Source organism: Clostridia bacterium, assembly GCA_024685775.1.
Lineage (GTDB): Bacteria > Bacillota > Clostridia > Christensenellales > CAG-1252 > CAG-1252.
Window position 1 is genome coordinate 23,707 of sequence record JAIKVL010000025.1, and the last position, 13,642, is coordinate 37,348.

At 53.7% G+C, this 13,642-nt stretch carries 14 protein-coding genes; 11 read left to right on the plus strand and 3 right to left on the minus strand.

Annotated features, from left to right (window positions below; translation table 11 throughout):
- Position 1 precedes the first annotated feature (1 nt).
- The 4 genes from prfB to K5753_04405 all read left to right on the plus strand — a co-directional run bounded on the left by prfB (position 2) and on the right by K5753_04405 (position 4,080).
- Positions 2-1,099 carry a peptide chain release factor 2 gene (gene prfB / locus K5753_04390; GenBank protein MCR4726441.1) on the plus strand — a complete coding sequence of 366 codons (1,098 nt, stop codon included), beginning with the start codon at positions 2-4 and terminating at the stop codon, positions 1,097-1,099.
- A gap of 1 nt (position 1,100) precedes the next feature.
- Entirely contained in the window at positions 1,101-2,132 is a 1,032-nt protein-coding gene (gene tsaD / locus K5753_04395) for a tRNA (adenosine(37)-N6)-threonylcarbamoyltransferase complex transferase subunit TsaD (GenBank protein ID MCR4726442.1), read from the plus strand.
- A 327-nt stretch (positions 2,133-2,459) separates the two neighbouring features.
- Entirely contained in the window at positions 2,460-3,623 is a 1,164-nt protein-coding gene (locus tag K5753_04400) for an iron-containing alcohol dehydrogenase (GenBank protein MCR4726443.1), read from the plus strand.
- Between the two features lies 1 nt (position 3,624).
- The gene (locus K5753_04405; GenBank protein ID MCR4726444.1) at positions 3,625-4,080 is read left to right on the plus strand and encodes a C-GCAxxG-C-C family protein; all 456 of its coding nucleotides are present in this window, start codon (positions 3,625-3,627) and stop codon (positions 4,078-4,080) included.
- Positions 4,081-4,174: 94 nt separating this feature from the next.
- Here K5753_04405 and K5753_04410 read toward each other — a convergent pair whose 3' ends face one another.
- On the minus strand, positions 4,175-4,549 hold the full coding sequence (locus K5753_04410; GenBank protein ID MCR4726445.1) for a helix-turn-helix domain-containing protein: 375 nt from the start codon (positions 4,547-4,549) through the stop codon (positions 4,175-4,177).
- 380 nt (positions 4,550-4,929) lie between these two features.
- Here K5753_04410 and hpt point away from each other — a divergent pair, with 380 nt between their 5' ends.
- Entirely contained in the window at positions 4,930-5,460 is a 531-nt protein-coding gene (gene hpt / locus K5753_04415; protein MCR4726446.1) for a hypoxanthine phosphoribosyltransferase, read from the plus strand.
- Between the two features lies 1 nt (position 5,461).
- Positions 5,462-6,001: an adenine phosphoribosyltransferase gene (locus tag K5753_04420; protein ID MCR4726447.1), complete on the plus strand. Its 540-nt coding sequence runs from the start codon at positions 5,462-5,464 to the stop codon at positions 5,999-6,001.
- Positions 6,002-6,069: 68 nt separating this feature from the next.
- On the opposite strand, the gene K5753_04425 is transcribed toward K5753_04420, so the two are convergent.
- Together K5753_04425 and asnA are read right to left on the minus strand one after the other, a co-directional pair.
- Positions 6,070-8,163 carry a glutamine synthetase III gene (locus tag K5753_04425; GenBank protein MCR4726448.1) on the minus strand — a complete coding sequence of 698 codons (2,094 nt, stop codon included), beginning with the start codon at positions 8,161-8,163 and terminating at the stop codon, positions 6,070-6,072.
- Between the two features lie 26 nt (positions 8,164-8,189).
- A complete protein-coding gene (gene asnA / locus K5753_04430; protein MCR4726449.1) occupies positions 8,190-9,197 on the minus strand; it encodes an aspartate--ammonia ligase in 1,008 nt (335 codons plus the stop codon).
- A 132-nt stretch (positions 9,198-9,329) separates the two neighbouring features.
- Between asnA and nadE the strand changes: the two genes are divergently transcribed.
- The 5 genes from nadE to K5753_04455 all read left to right on the plus strand — a co-directional run bounded on the left by nadE (position 9,330) and on the right by K5753_04455 (position 13,641).
- Positions 9,330-10,061 (plus strand): NAD(+) synthase, encoded by a 732-nt coding sequence (gene nadE / locus K5753_04435; GenBank protein ID MCR4726450.1) that lies wholly within the window; start codon positions 9,330-9,332, stop codon positions 10,059-10,061.
- Position 10,062: 1 nt separating this feature from the next.
- Entirely contained in the window at positions 10,063-10,560 is a 498-nt protein-coding gene (locus K5753_04440; protein MCR4726451.1) for a tRNA (cytidine(34)-2'-O)-methyltransferase, read from the plus strand.
- A 126-nt stretch (positions 10,561-10,686) separates the two neighbouring features.
- Positions 10,687-10,857, plus strand: coding sequence for a 4Fe-4S binding protein (locus tag K5753_04445; protein ID MCR4726452.1), 171 nt, complete (start codon positions 10,687-10,689; stop codon positions 10,855-10,857).
- Positions 10,858-11,001: 144 nt separating this feature from the next.
- Positions 11,002-12,300, plus strand: a complete 1,299-nt coding sequence (gene tilS / locus K5753_04450; protein MCR4726453.1) for a tRNA lysidine(34) synthetase TilS — start codon at positions 11,002-11,004, stop codon at positions 12,298-12,300.
- Between the two features lie 9 nt (positions 12,301-12,309).
- A complete protein-coding gene (locus K5753_04455; GenBank protein ID MCR4726454.1) occupies positions 12,310-13,641 on the plus strand; it encodes a CCA tRNA nucleotidyltransferase in 1,332 nt (443 codons plus the stop codon).
- Position 13,642 lies beyond the last annotated feature (1 nt).

The following is a 13,642-nucleotide window of genomic DNA, read 5'->3' on the forward strand; positions in this document are numbered from 1 at the left end:
TATGGTTGAATTCGACGAAAGTAAGCAAAGGGTCTCCGAACTCAATAAGACGATAGACGAAGTCGTGGACGCGCTCGGCGTTCCCGCTCTCGAAGCGCGCAAAAAAGAGCTCGAAGAGATTCAAAACGAAGAAGGCTTTTGGAGCGATCAAGCCAAAAGCCAAAAGGTCAATAAAGAGTTGAAGCAGGTCACGGACAAACTCAAAAAAGTCGAGAAGCTCCGCGCCTCTTCCGACGATATTTCCGTTATGATCGAGCTTGGAGAAGAGGCGGAAGATCTTTCCGTCCTGCCCGAGATCGAAGAAGATCTCAAAAAACTTGCGGAGCAAGCGGAAGAGATCAAGATCGCCGCGCTTCTCAAAGGAAAACACGACGGGTGCGACGCGATTTTGACGCTCCACGCAGGTGCGGGCGGAACGGAAGCGCAGGATTGGTGCAGTATGCTCTTCCGTATGTACTCCCGTTACGCGGAAAAGCAAGGCTATTCGATGAAGGTTTTGGATTCCCTCCCGGGTGACGAAGCGGGGATCAAATCGGTCAGTTTCGAGATCGACGGCGACAACGCTTACGGGTATCTGAAAGCGGAAAAGGGCGTCCATCGCCTCGTCCGTATTTCTCCGTTTGACGCGAACAGCCGTCGCCATACCTCGTTCGCTTCCCTCGAAGTTATGCCCGTGATCCAAGACGACGGCGAGATCCAGATCCGCCCCGAAGACTTGAAGGTGGATACCTATCGCAGCGGCGGCGCGGGCGGTCAGCACGTTAATAAGACCGAAAGCGCGATCCGCATCACGCATATTCCGACGGGCATCATCGTCGCCTGTCAGAACGAGCGCAGCCAGATCCAAAACCGCGAAGTCGCGATGCAGATGCTTCGAAGCAAACTCGTCGAGCTCAAAGAGCGCGAGCAAATGGAGTACGAGCAATCCCTCAAAGGCGAACTCAAAAAGATCGAATGGGGCAGTCAGATCCGCTCCTACGTCTTCTGCCCGTATACCCTCGTTAAAGACCATCGCACGGGCTACGAGAATGCGAACGTGCAAGCCGTTATGGACGGCGATTTGCAAGATTTCATCGTCGAATATTTGAAAAAGGCGTAATATGGAAAATCCTCTTTCCGAGAAAAAAGATCTGACGATCGTCGCGGTCGAAAGCTCCTGCGACGAAACGGCGTGCGCCGTCTTAAAGGACGGCGTTATTCTTTCTTCCGTCATCTCTTCTCAGATCGAGATCCATAAAAAGTTCGGCGGCGTCGTCCCCGAGATCGCGAGCCGAAATCACGTCCTCGATATCGAGAGCGTCGTCTCCGCCGCGCTCGACAAAGCGGGGATTCGCGCGGAGGACGCGGACGCGTTCGCCGTGACCTACGGGGCGGGGCTTCTCGGCGCGCTCCTCGTCGGCGTCAGCTATATGAAAGGGCTTGCCTGCGCCCTCGATAAACCCCTCGTCAAAGTCAATCACATCCGCGGTCATATCGCCGCGAATTATCTCGCCGATCCGTCCTTGAAGCCTCCGTATATCGGGCTTATCGTTTCGGGCGGGCACACGGCGGTCGTCCGCGTTACGGATTATCTTTCCTTCGAGTATCTCGGCGGAACGATGGACGACGCGGTCGGCGAAGCCTTCGACAAAGTCGCGCGCGTCTTGTCGCTCCCGTATCCCGGCGGACCCGAGATCGAGAGGGCGGCGAAAGGCGGCGAAGCGACCGTCTATATCCCCGAGCCGAAAACGGGCGAATTCGATTTTTCGTTCAGCGGGATCAAGACGTCCGTCATCAATTACGTCCATAACGCGACCGCAAGGGGCGAGGAGATCAAAAAGGCGGACGTCGCCTATTCCTTCCAAACGGCGGTCTCATCGATGCTCGTCAAAGCGGCGGTCAAAGCCGCGAAGAAATTCGGCTTGAAGGATATCGCGATCGCGGGCGGCGTAGGCGCGAACGGCGCGCTTCGGGCGACTTTGACGGAAGAATGCGAAAAGCGCGGCTTGAAAGCGCATTTCCCGACCAAGGAGACTTGCACGGATAACGCGGCGATGATCGCGATGGAAGCCTATCTCCAAATCCGCTACGGGGACGGGTCGTGCTTTGCGGACGACGCGCTGGACGCAAAGGCTTCTTTGCCGCTCGTTTGAGCGCGAAGAAACGGCTTTGCATATCGCGCAACTGCTTTGTTTCTGACTTCAAAAGCGCACGGTTACGTACAAGGAGTACGCGCCCGTGTGCTTTTTCGTCGAGCCTCGCATTTGCATCGATCTCCAAAGCCGTTAAAGGAATTCTTTATGTGCCTGCTATTTTCAATGCTTTTCCGTCTTTGTTTCAGTCGATTCGATTGAATCGCTTCGGGTGTTATTGACAAAGCGCGCGCGGTGATGTATAATACTTACTAACATATTTTAAGGAGATTTTTCGGTATGGGTATCAACAAATGCAAACTGTATTGCAGAGTGTTTCAAAAGTTTATGTACGTCGGCTTGTCTTTAATGCCGTGGCGCGAACCCGAACTCATCACGGGGGCGGGGTGCCTGAAAGACGTAGCCGCGAAGCTTCAAGAGCTCGGTTTGAAACATCCTTTGATCGTAACGGACGGATTCCTTCACAGCATTCGCATCTACGCGCCTTTGACGGACGAGATGGATAAGCTCGGAATGCCGTACTCGATTTACGGGGAAGCCGTTCCCAACCCGACCGTGCATAACGTCGCCGCGGCGTACAAAATGTTCGTGGACGACGGCTGCGACTGCTTGATCGCCGTCGGCGGCGGTTCCTCGATGGACTGCGCCAAGGGCTGCGGCGCGCAAGCCGCTTGCCCGAACAGGACGCTTGCGGATATGAAAGGTCTTTTGAGAGTCGGAAAGAACATCCCGACGCTGTTCGCCGTCCCGACGACGGCGGGCACGGGCAGCGAAGTAACGGTCACCGCCGTTATCTCCAACCCCGAGATGCGCGATAAGTACACGATGAACGATCTGCACTTGATCCCGCATTACGCCGTCCTCGATCCGACCTTGACCTATAACCTCCCGCCGCACGTCACTTCGACGACCGGTCTCGACACTTTGACCCACGCGGTTGAAGCCTATATCGGCAGCGCAAACACCAAGCGCACCAAGGAGAACGCGAGGATCGCGGTCAAACTCGTCTTTGAAAATCTCTACACGGCGTACGCCGAGCCGCATAACGAACTTGCGCGTTTGAATATGCAAAACGCGTCTTACCGCGCGGGTCTCGCGTTTACGCGCGCTTACGTCGGAACCGTCCACTCCCTCGCGCATGCGATCGGCGGTTATTACGGCGTTCCGCACGGACTTGCGAACGCGGTCTTGCTCCCCGTCGTCCTCCGCGCGTACGGTTCTTCCGCGCATAAGAAACTTGCGGAGCTTGCGGATCTCGTCGGCATAACGGGCGCGACCGCTGCGGAAAAAGCGAATAAGTTCATCAAGGCGATCGAAGAACTCAACAAAAAGATGGCGATCCCCACCAAGATCGAAGGCAAATGGGAGATCAAAGAAGAGGATCTGCCCGCGCTCGCGAAACACGCGTTCGACGAGACGAACCCCCTCTATCCCGTTCCGAAGATCTTCTCGGAAAAAGAACTCATCGACATTTATAATCAGATCCGCTGAAATGTCGCATAGGGAAATCGCACAAGCAAACTTCAAAAAGGGCTATAACTGCGCGCAATCCGTGGTTATGGCCTTTTGCGATTATACGGGCTTAACGGAAAAAGAAAGCGCGCGGCTCGCTTCTTCCTTCGGGGGAGGGCTCGGGCGAATGCGCGAGGTCTGCGGCGCGGTCAGCGGAATGGCGATCGTGGCGGGGATTTTATACGGCTATGACGATCCGTCGGTTCTCGGCGCGTCGGCGAAGCATTACGCGCTCGTGCAGGAACTTGCGGGCGCATTTCGAGAGAAAAACGGTTCGATCGTTTGCAGGGAACTTCTCGGCGATCGCTCCGCCGTCCGATCCGTTCCCGAACCTCGAACCGAGGAATACTATAAAAAGCGTCCTTGCGTCGATCTCGTCGGGCTTGCGGCGGATATTTTGGACGAATACGTTCGGAAAAACCCGTCGCGCGGATAAAGCGGCTGGCTGTCCGAAAAGAAGAAAAGAACAAGGCGCGGAAAAAGTTCCGCGCCTTGTTCTTTTAAGGAGGAGGTGCTTTCGGGAAAAGAGTTTACTTACTCTCTTTCAAGTCCGCCACTTTGTGCAAACTCTTCGCGAGTTGCTCGATCAAAACGGCGTCCTTTTCCGAAAGCGTGTAATAGGTCTTCTCTCCGTTCTTGCCGATAATGACGACGGTGTTCGGATCGAATTCCGTTTTGGGCTTCGGGATATATTCGATATCCGCGAGCAGTTTCTCCAAGCTGTACCCGGTCGCGTCGCAAATTTTACGGAGCGTGTCCAGTTGGATCTTGCGGCAGAAACCCGTGTCTTTGCTTTTCAGAAGTTCATAGATGTATTGACGGGAGTAGCCGACTTGACGGGAGAAAGCGGAAATCGAGAGTCCGCTTTCAACAAGAATTTGTTCAATTGCTTCACCAAGTTTCATATGCTTTTCACCTCAATATTATTTTATCACGGACGTAAAACATTCTGTCAACTGATTTTTGAAAAAAGTGTATACATATATATTACAATTTTTGAAAAATCAATGATATGTAACAATGACATCCCATTTTTTTCTCTCATTTATTAAGAAAAGTGAGAGAAAATTAAGAGTAAACGGTTGTTTTTAAAAATCTTGTAAAGGGCAAAAGACGGATTGAGAGGGGCTTGAATCACTTTTCCAAAAGGGTTTTCCTTGCTTGTTGTCATCTTCGGATCGCCGCCGTCGCGCGTTTTTGATAAGGGACGGCGCAATCGTTTATTTATTTGACAAAATTCGCGCGCGTGTACTATTATAAACAAGGTAATCGCAGGAGGTGCCTTGTGGAAAGGATCACGAAAACGCTGATTGAAGAAAAAGATCTGAAAAAGAGAGTCAAAGAGCTTGCCGAGCGCATTTCGAAAGACTATGCGGGCGAGGAAGTCACGCTGATCTGTATTTTGAGCGGTGCGTCGATTTTCTTTGCCGATCTCGTAAGGGAGCTCGATCTCACCGTTAAATTCGAGTTTATGTCCGTTTCGAGCTACGGCAGCGGAACGGTTTCGAGCGGGGAAGTCAAAATTTTGAAAGACGTCAATCACCCGATTGCCGGAAAGAACGTCATCATCGTCGAAGATATCATCGACAGCGGTTGCACGCTTTCCTTCTTAAAAAGAGTGCTCGAACAAAGGCAACCGAAATCCATTCGGGTTTGCACGATCCTCGATAAGCCGAGCCGCCGCAAGCTCGAATTCAAGGGAGATTACGTCGGCTTCGAGATCCCGGATGAGTTCGTCGTCGGCTATGGGCTGGATTTCGACGGTCGCTATCGCAATTTGAAAGACGTTTGCGTTTTGGAATTAACGGAGGAATGATATGAAAGAGTTTTATGAGATCGAGATCGCGGGTTTGAAGAGAAATCTTCCGATCTGCAAAGCGGGCGAGAATTTGTATATCGGCGCGTTCGTTATGTTTTCGGACGTCGAATTAACCGTAAAAGCCGCGACGGCGCTTCTTGAAAAATGCCCCGCGTTCGACGTGATCCTGACGGCGGAATCCAAGGGAATCCCCCTCGCGTACGAAATGGCGAAGCAGGCGGGGACGAGTTACCTCGTCGCGAGAAAGGGTCCGAAACTCTATATGAAAGATCCCGTGCGCGTGGAAGTCAAATCCATAACGACGGCGAAAATGCAGGAGCTCTATCTCGATAAGACCGAATTGAGCAGCCTTAAAGGAAAGCGCGTCTTGATCGTGGACGACGTCGTCTCGACCGGCGAATCCCTGAACGCTTTGGAGCAGCTTCTTTCCCACGCGGAAGGAAAGACGGTCGGGAAAGCCTTCGTCCTCGCGGAAGGCGACGCGGCGAAGAGAAAGGACGTCATTTTCCTGCAATACCTGCCGCTGTTCTTCGAATAAAATAACAGAAAGAAAAAGAGCGTTTTGCGAAAAGGCAAAACGCTCTTTTTTCGTAGTCCGATAAACGCTCAGTTCACCGAGTATAACAGATCGTTATAAGTCGGGAAGCGCCAGAAGGATGCGTCCACGATGATTTCGAGCGCGTCGATGATCTCGCGGGTCTTTTCCATCTCGGGAAGGACGTTGTCTTTCGAGTAGGTCGCTTTTTCAAGAGAAGAAAGTTTTTTCGCTTTGTCGGTCTCGTCGGTCAGTTTGTCGATGAGGTCGGCAAGTTTTTCATTCAGATCGGAAACCTTTTGCAAGGTCTTCTTTTCGAGCGCGGCGGATTGTTCGCCGAGGATCGCGGTCTTTTTCATGATGACGTCGCAAAGTTCGTTCTCGTAGGCTTCCGCGGCGGGGACGACGTTATGGCGCGCCATTTCAAGCAGCGTCAAGGATTCGATCAAAACGGAGGTCGAATAGTTTTCGAGCAGGATCTCGTAGCGGGAGCGAAGCTCGGCTTCGGTAAAGACTTTGTGTTTTTCAAACAGCGCGATGTTCTCTTCGTGAACGAAATAGGGCAGAGCGTCCGCCGTCGTCCTGAGATTCAAAAGACCGCGGCGTTCCGCTTCTTCTTCCCATTCTTTGCTGTACCCGTCGCCGTTGAAGACGACGCGTTTATGCTTTACGATCTCGCGACGGATCAGATTATTGAGGTCGGCTTTGAAGTTCTCGCTGCCTTCGAGTTCGGTCGCGAATTCGTCCAGCGCGTCCGCGACGATCGTGTTCAGGACGATGTTCGGACCCGAGACCGAAAGGCTGCTGCCCGGCATACGAAATTCGAATTTATTGCCCGTAAACGCAAAAGGACTCGTGCGGTTGCGATCGGTCGTCGCTTTCGGAATGCGCGGGAGGACGTCCGCGCCGATTTCGAGCTGCACTTTTTTGCGCCCTTTATAGGTGACGCCTTGCTCGACCGCGCGCAAAACGTCGGTCAGTTCTTCGCCGAGGGAGACGCTGACGATGGCGGGCGGTGCTTCGTTTGCGCCGAGACGGTGATCGTTACTCGCGCTCGCTACGCTGATGCGGAGAAGATCTTGATGCTCGTCGACCGCTTTGATGACGGCGGTCAGGAAGAGCAGGAACTGCGCGTTTTCCGAGGGGGTCTCGCCCGGTTCGAAGAGGTTTACGCCCGTGTCGGACGAAAGGGACCAGTTATTGTGTTTTCCGCTTCCATTGACCCCTTTGAAGGGCTTTTCGTGGAGCAGGCAGACGAGCCCGTGTTTTTCCGCGATCGCGCGCATAACGGACATCGTCAGTTGGTTATGATCGGTCGCGCGGTTCGCGCCCGTAAAGAGCGGAGCGAGTTCGTGCTGCGAGGGCGCGGCTTCGTTATGCTTGGTCTTGGCGAGGACGCCGAGTTTCCAAAGTTCTTTATCGAGATCGGACATAAAGCTCATCACGCGCGGTTTGATCGCTCCGAAATAGTGATCGTGAAGCTCTTGCCCCTTGGTCGGCGGCGCGCCGAAAAGCGTCCTGCCGCAGGTGATGAGATCGGGGCGTTTCAGATAAAGATTTTTATCGATCAGGAAGTATTCCTGCTCCGCGCCTACGGTCGGAGTCGCGGAACTGCCGCTTGCGTTTCCGAAAAGGGAGAGGATCCTCGCCGCTTGCTTGCCGATGGCTTGGATCGAGCGGAGAAGGGGGGTCTTTTTGTCCAAGGCCTCGCCCGAATAGGAGCAGAAGACGCTCGGGATATAAAGAGTCCCGTCCTTGACGAACGCATAGGAAGAGGGATCCCACGCCGTGTAGCCGCGCGCCTCGAAGGTGCTGCGAAGACCGCCGTTCGGGAGACTGCTCGCGTCCGGTTCGCCGTAAGAAAGCTCTTTGCCGGAGAATTCCATAATGACTTCTTCGCCGCCTTTGACGGGAGAAATGAAGCTGTCGTGCTTCTCGGCGGTAATGTTCGTCATAGGTTGGAACCAATGCGTGTAGTGGGTCGCGCCGTGCTCGGTCGCCCAATCTTTCATTTTTTCCGCCACCACGCTCGCCACGTCGCCTTGGAGCCTCGCGCCGCTTGCGGCGGTCGCTTTCAGAGAATCGTAGACGTCTTTGGGGAGGCGGGCGCGCATTTCGTCGTCGCCGAACACCGCGTTTCCGAAAATCTCGGGGATCTTTTCCATACTTCCTCCTTGGGTTGAAGAAATTCTTATAAGATAACTATGCCGTTCTTCTTCGCCTGCGTTAACGTGTCGTCGTCCCACAGGGAAACCTGAACTTCGCCGATATGCGCTTTTTCGAGAAGGAGCATCGAAAGGCGCGATTGTCCGATCCCGCCGCCCATCGTCAGCGGAAGTTCGCCCGACAGCACGGCTTTATGGAAGGGAAGGTTGCGGCGATTATCCGCGCCCGCCTTTCTGAGCTGTTCGTCCATGCTCTTTTCGTCCACGCGAATGCCCATCGAAGAGACTTCGAAGGCTTTTCCGAGGACTTCGTTGTAAAAGAGGATATCGCCGTTCAGCGCCCAATCGTCGTAATCCGGGGCGCGACCGTCGTGTTTCTCGCCGCTCTTCAATTTGTCGCCGATCTGCATGACGAACGCCGTCTTGTATTCGGCGAGGAAGGCGTCCTCTCTCTCTTTCGGCGAAAAGTCGGGATAAAGGTCTTCGAGTTGCTGGGTCGTAACGAAAGCGACTTCGCGGCAGAGCTTGGTTTTGAGCGAAGGATATTTCGCGTTCATGATCTCTTTCGTGTCCGCAATGGCGGCGACGATCTTGCGGACTTCGTTTTTCAGGAAGGTCTCGTTGCGATCTTCGCGGGAGATGACCTTTTCCCAGTCCCATTGATCGACGTAGATCGAGTGAAGGTTATCCATTTCCTCGTCGCGACGGATTGCGTTCATATCGGTGTAAAGTCCCTGTCCGACGGGGAATCCGTATTTTTTCAAAGCTTGGCGCTTCCATTTCGCGAGGGAATGGACGATATGCGCTTCGTTTCCCGTCTCCTTGATATCGAAATTGACGGCGCGCTCGACGCCGTTCAGATCGTCGTTCAATCCCGTTTTCGGATCGACGAAGAGGGGCGCGGAAACGCGGATCAGGTTCAGGCTTGCGGAAAGCTTGTCTTCGAACGCGCGCTTTAAGACGCCGATCGCGACCTGCGTGTCGTACACGCCGAGAATGCTTTTGTAGTTTTCGGGAAGATAGAATTTGCTCATAAATCAAGTACCTCGTTTTCTATTATAATAAATTTTATTGAGCAATTACAACAAAATCGAGTCGTTTTGGTTTTTATCGTCGTTTTAATCGTGTTATACTATCCTTAAACCGATTTTAACGGAGGAAAAAAGATGAGAAACTGGCAAGAAGAAAAGGAAAAAAGAGTCGAATTCATTCGTGAAATGCTGAAAAAGAGCGGCGCGAAAGGCGTGATTTTCGGAAACAGCGGCGGGAAGGACAGCGCGCTCGTTGCCGCCCTTTGTTCGTCCGCCACGGAGAACGTCCTCGGCGTGATGATGCCCTGCTCGTCCAAACGCAATTTCGGAGAGGACCTCGAAGACGCGAAGAAGGTCGCGGAGAAGTACGGCGTCCCTTGCCTGACGGTCGATCTGACGAAAGTCAGAGAAACCTTGATCGCATCCCTCGGCATTCCTCTCGAAAAGAATGCGGCGCTCGCGAATATCGCGCCTCGCCTTCGCATGACGACCTTGTACGCCATCGGCGCGGAGAAAGGCTACCTCGTGGCGGGAACGGGCAACGCGAGCGAACGTTATATGGGCTATTTCACCAAGTACGGCGACGGCGCTTGCGATTTCAATCCGATTGCCGATCTGACCGCGAGCGAGATCTTCGAATTCCTCGCTTTCCTCGGCGCGCCCGAACACGTCGTCAAGAAAGCGCCCTCCGCGGGGCTTTTCGAAGGGCAGACGGATGAAAAAGAAATGGGCGTCACCTATAAGGAGATCGACGCATATCTCGCGGGAGAACCCGTTTCGGCGGAAGCGGAAGCGATCATCAAACGCTATCACGCCGCGTCGCTTCACAAGATGACGATGCCCGCCGTTTTCGAGGATAAAAAATAATATGTTCAACGTCGTCTTGATCGAACCCGAAATCCCCCAAAACACGGGCAATATCGCCAGAACCTGCGCCGCCACGAACAGCGTCCTTCACTTGATTGAGCCGCTCGGCTTTTCGATCGACGAAAAGTCCGTTCGGCGCGCGGGGCTTGACTATTGGGACAAAGTCACCGTCAAGGTCTATCCCTCGCTCGCAGATTTTTACGAGAAGAACGAAAGCGCGGTTAAGGCGGGCGCGGAAATGTACTACGCGTCCACCAAGGCGGCGAAGGTCTATTCGGACGTTTCCTATAAGGACGGCGATTTCATCCTGTTCGGCAAAGAAACGAAAGGGATCGACGAAGCGATTCTTAAAAAGAATTACGACAAAACCGTCCGCATCCCGATGTGGGGAGAGCTTCGCTCTCTGAACCTCTCGAACAGCGTCGCGATCGTCCTTTACGAGGCGCTTCGCCAAAACGGATTCGAAGACTTTACTTTGAAAGGAAAACTGCGCTCGTAACGCTCGCGTTTTGCGTCGAAAAGACAAAATATTTTCGTTAACTTATTGAAAACGCAACGCGGTTATGCTATAATAAACGGAGAACCCGATAAGGGTGCGATTATTTGTAAAAAGGAGAATAAAACTATGCCCAGACTTATCAGTGACGAATGTATTATGTGCGGTGCTTGCAGCGCGACCTGCCCGGTCGGCGCGATTTCGGAAGGAGACGGAAAGTACGCCGTCGATAAAGATCAATGCATCGATTGCGGCGCTTGCGAAGGCGGTTGCCCGGTCGGCGCGATCTCGGAGGAATAAAAGCGTTTTGCCACCGGCGTTCGCGCCGGTGGTTTTCCCGCGAGGGGGTCTTGCGGGATCGTTTCGAAATCCGTATTTTTGCGCCTGCGTTTTTCGTCGCGGGCGTTTTATTCGATAAAAGCGCGTTCGCTTGAAGGAGAATTTATGCAGATCAACACAGCGTTATTCGAGAGAGGAGACACGATCGGCGTGGCGGTTTCCGGCGGAAGGGACAGTATGAGCCTTCTGCATTATTTGAACGACGCCAAAAACAGCTTGATGATCAACGTCGTCGCGATCCACGTCGAGCACGGAATCCGCGGCAAAGAAAGCGCGGACGATCAAGCCTTCGTCCTCGATTTCTGCGAAAAGCACGATATCCCCGTCTGTTCCACGCAGGTGGACGTCCCTTCTTATGCGAAAGAGCATTTGATCGGCTTGGAGCAAGCCGCGCGCGAACTCAGATATCAATATTTCGACGAGCTTTTGAAAAAAGGCGTCGTCACCAAAATCGCGACCGCCCACCAGTTGGACGATCAATGCGAAACCGTCCTTATGCGTATCTTCCGCGGAACGGGCATCAAGGGTCTCGAAGGGATCCCGAGCGCGAGAAGCGGGAAGTATATCCGCCCGATGCTCTCTTTGAGCCGCGCGGAAATCAGCGAGTACGCCGAGGCAAACGCCGTCCCCCACGTCGAGGACAGCACGAACTATAACTTGGAATACACTCGGAACTTTATCCGTCACGAGGTTTTCCCCGTCGTCGAAAAAATGTTTCCGCAATACAGAAAGAGCATCGAGAGATTGACCGGAGCGGCGAAGGAAGCCGTCTCGTTTATGGACAGCGTCGCCGTGCCGTACGAGGTGGACGACAAATCGAGGATCGTCTTCTCGATCGACGCTTTGAATTCGGCGCATCCCGCGCTCGTCCGCCACAGCATCCGAAAGGCGATGATCGAGCAGGGCTTCGCTTTGGATTTCGAGCAATGTAACCTTTTGGACGTCCTGTCTCTCCTCAATAAAGAGACCGGAAAAGAAGTCAGCCTGTCGCAGGGGCTCATCGCTTTGAAAGCGCCCGGGCATCTCGTCATTATGCGCGCGGTCGAGTCGGAGCCGTACGAGATCCCCTTTGAGAAAGGCGAGACCCTTCTTCCCGACGGGCGCAAACTCGTGATCGACGATTATCGCGGCGTCGGTTTGCGCTTCGATCCGAAAAAGATCCCCGCCGGCGCGGTCATCCGCAATCGCCGCGAGGGCGACGTCTTTACGACGTTCGGCGGCTTCACCAAGACGCTCGGCAATTATCTTACGAATATCAAATATCCGAACCGCGACCGCGCCGATCTGCCTTTGATCGCCTGCGGAAAAGAGGTCTACGTGATCTGCGGCGTGGAGATTTCCCAAAAAGTCAAGGTAGACGAAAACACTGAGGACGTTTATACCGTTAAAATCATCGGGGGGTGATTTTCCCCGATGGCGATCCTTTCCCTGCTGAAAGATAAAGCTCCGCTGTACTTGGTCGGTGGCGCCGTTCGGGACGAACTTCTGTCCTATCCCGTGTCCGACGTCGATCTTTGCGGTCCCCTCGCACCCGAAGAGCTGGAAAAAAAGCTCTGCGGGCTTTTTGCGTTTAAGGACGTAAATCCGAGGATCGGAACGGTCAAGATCTCGATGGGGAATGAGTTCTGCGAGTACACGCGCTTCCGCAGAGACAGCTATCCGATCTCTTCCGGGCGGCACACTCCTTCGGAAGTTACCTTCGTGGAGACCCTCGAAGAGGACGCGTTTCGCCGCGATTTTACGGTGAACGCCTTGTATAAAAGGCTTTCGGACGGCGCGCTTTTCGATCCGACGGGCGGGATGGACGATCTGAAAAACAAAGTAATCCGAACGACGCGCGAACCCGAAAAAGTGTTTTCGGAAGACGGGCTGCGACTGCTTCGCCTCGTCCGTTTCGCCGCTTCTTTGGGATTCGAGATCGAAGAAAAAACCTTCGCGGCGGCGAAAAAATTCGCGCCTCTTCTCGCGGATATTTCCCCCGAAAGGATCCGCGAAGAATTTATGAAGATCCTCGTCGCGGACGAGCGTTACGGCGTCCGCGGGGCGGTTTATCGCGCGCTCGAACTTATGCGCGAGCTCGGATTGTACGAATATTTTCTGCCCGAGTTGACCGAAGGAATCGGCGTTACGCAGAATTCGAAATACCATAAGTACGACGTCTATTATCACACTCTTCACACCGTCGCCGCCGCGCCGCCTCGGCTGCGTCTCGCCGCGCTTTTGCACGATATCGGGAAACCGCTTTGCGCTTGCAGGGACGGGAATATGTATCTGCACGCCGTGGAGAGCGCGGCGATCACGGAAAACGTGATGAAACGCCTGCGCTTTTCCAAAAAGGAGATCGCGTTCGTCAAAGAGATCGTCCGCTGGCATATGTTCGATTTCAACGGCGAGGCGGGAGAAAACAAGAAAAGACTGTACGTTCTTCGGGAATGGAACTACCTCGAAGATCTCGTCGCGATCAAAAACGCGGACAGCGTGGGGACTGGCTGTTTCACCGAAAACGTCTTCGCGAATCGTCTCATCGAAATCAAAAATCAAATGAAAGAAGAAGGGGTCTTCCTGAGCGTAAAACAGCTTCCCGTTCGAGGGGGCGATCTCGCTCGGATCGGCGTGGAGGAAAACCTTCGCGCCGCCGTCCTCGGCGAGCTGTTGGAAAGGCAGGCGATCCTCGGCGCGAAGCGGGATAAAGAGAGCCTGATGAAGCAGATCCCCGAGATCTTGAAAGAACTGAAAAGGAGATAAA

Excerpts from the sequence above, each read along its gene's own strand:
- K5753_04455 (MCR4726454.1), top strand. The coding sequence starts at position 12,310 with ATGGCGATCCTTTCCCTGCTGAAAGATAAAGCTCCGCTGTACTTGGTC.
- K5753_04410 (MCR4726445.1), bottom strand. The coding sequence starts at position 4,549 with ATGAAACTTGGTGAAGCAATTGAACAAATTCTTGTTGAAAGCGGACTC.
- K5753_04425 (MCR4726448.1), bottom strand. The coding sequence starts at position 8,163 with ATGGAAAAGATCCCCGAGATTTTCGGAAACGCGGTGTTCGGCGACGAC.
- K5753_04405 (MCR4726444.1), top strand. The coding sequence starts at position 3,625 with ATGTCGCATAGGGAAATCGCACAAGCAAACTTCAAAAAGGGCTATAAC.
- K5753_04420 (MCR4726447.1), top strand. The coding sequence starts at position 5,462 with ATGAAAGAGTTTTATGAGATCGAGATCGCGGGTTTGAAGAGAAATCTT.
- tilS (MCR4726453.1), top strand. The coding sequence starts at position 11,002 with ATGCAGATCAACACAGCGTTATTCGAGAGAGGAGACACGATCGGCGTG.
- tsaD (MCR4726442.1), top strand. The coding sequence starts at position 1,101 with ATGGAAAATCCTCTTTCCGAGAAAAAAGATCTGACGATCGTCGCGGTC.
- K5753_04445 (MCR4726452.1), top strand. The coding sequence starts at position 10,687 with ATGCCCAGACTTATCAGTGACGAATGTATTATGTGCGGTGCTTGCAGC.
- prfB (MCR4726441.1), top strand. The coding sequence starts at position 2 with ATGGTTGAATTCGACGAAAGTAAGCAAAGGGTCTCCGAACTCAATAAG.
- K5753_04440 (MCR4726451.1), top strand. The coding sequence starts at position 10,063 with ATGTTCAACGTCGTCTTGATCGAACCCGAAATCCCCCAAAACACGGGC.
- K5753_04400 (MCR4726443.1), top strand. The coding sequence starts at position 2,460 with ATGTACGTCGGCTTGTCTTTAATGCCGTGGCGCGAACCCGAACTCATC.
- asnA (MCR4726449.1), bottom strand. The coding sequence starts at position 9,197 with ATGAGCAAATTCTATCTTCCCGAAAACTACAAAAGCATTCTCGGCGTG.
- nadE (MCR4726450.1), top strand. The coding sequence starts at position 9,330 with ATGAGAAACTGGCAAGAAGAAAAGGAAAAAAGAGTCGAATTCATTCGT.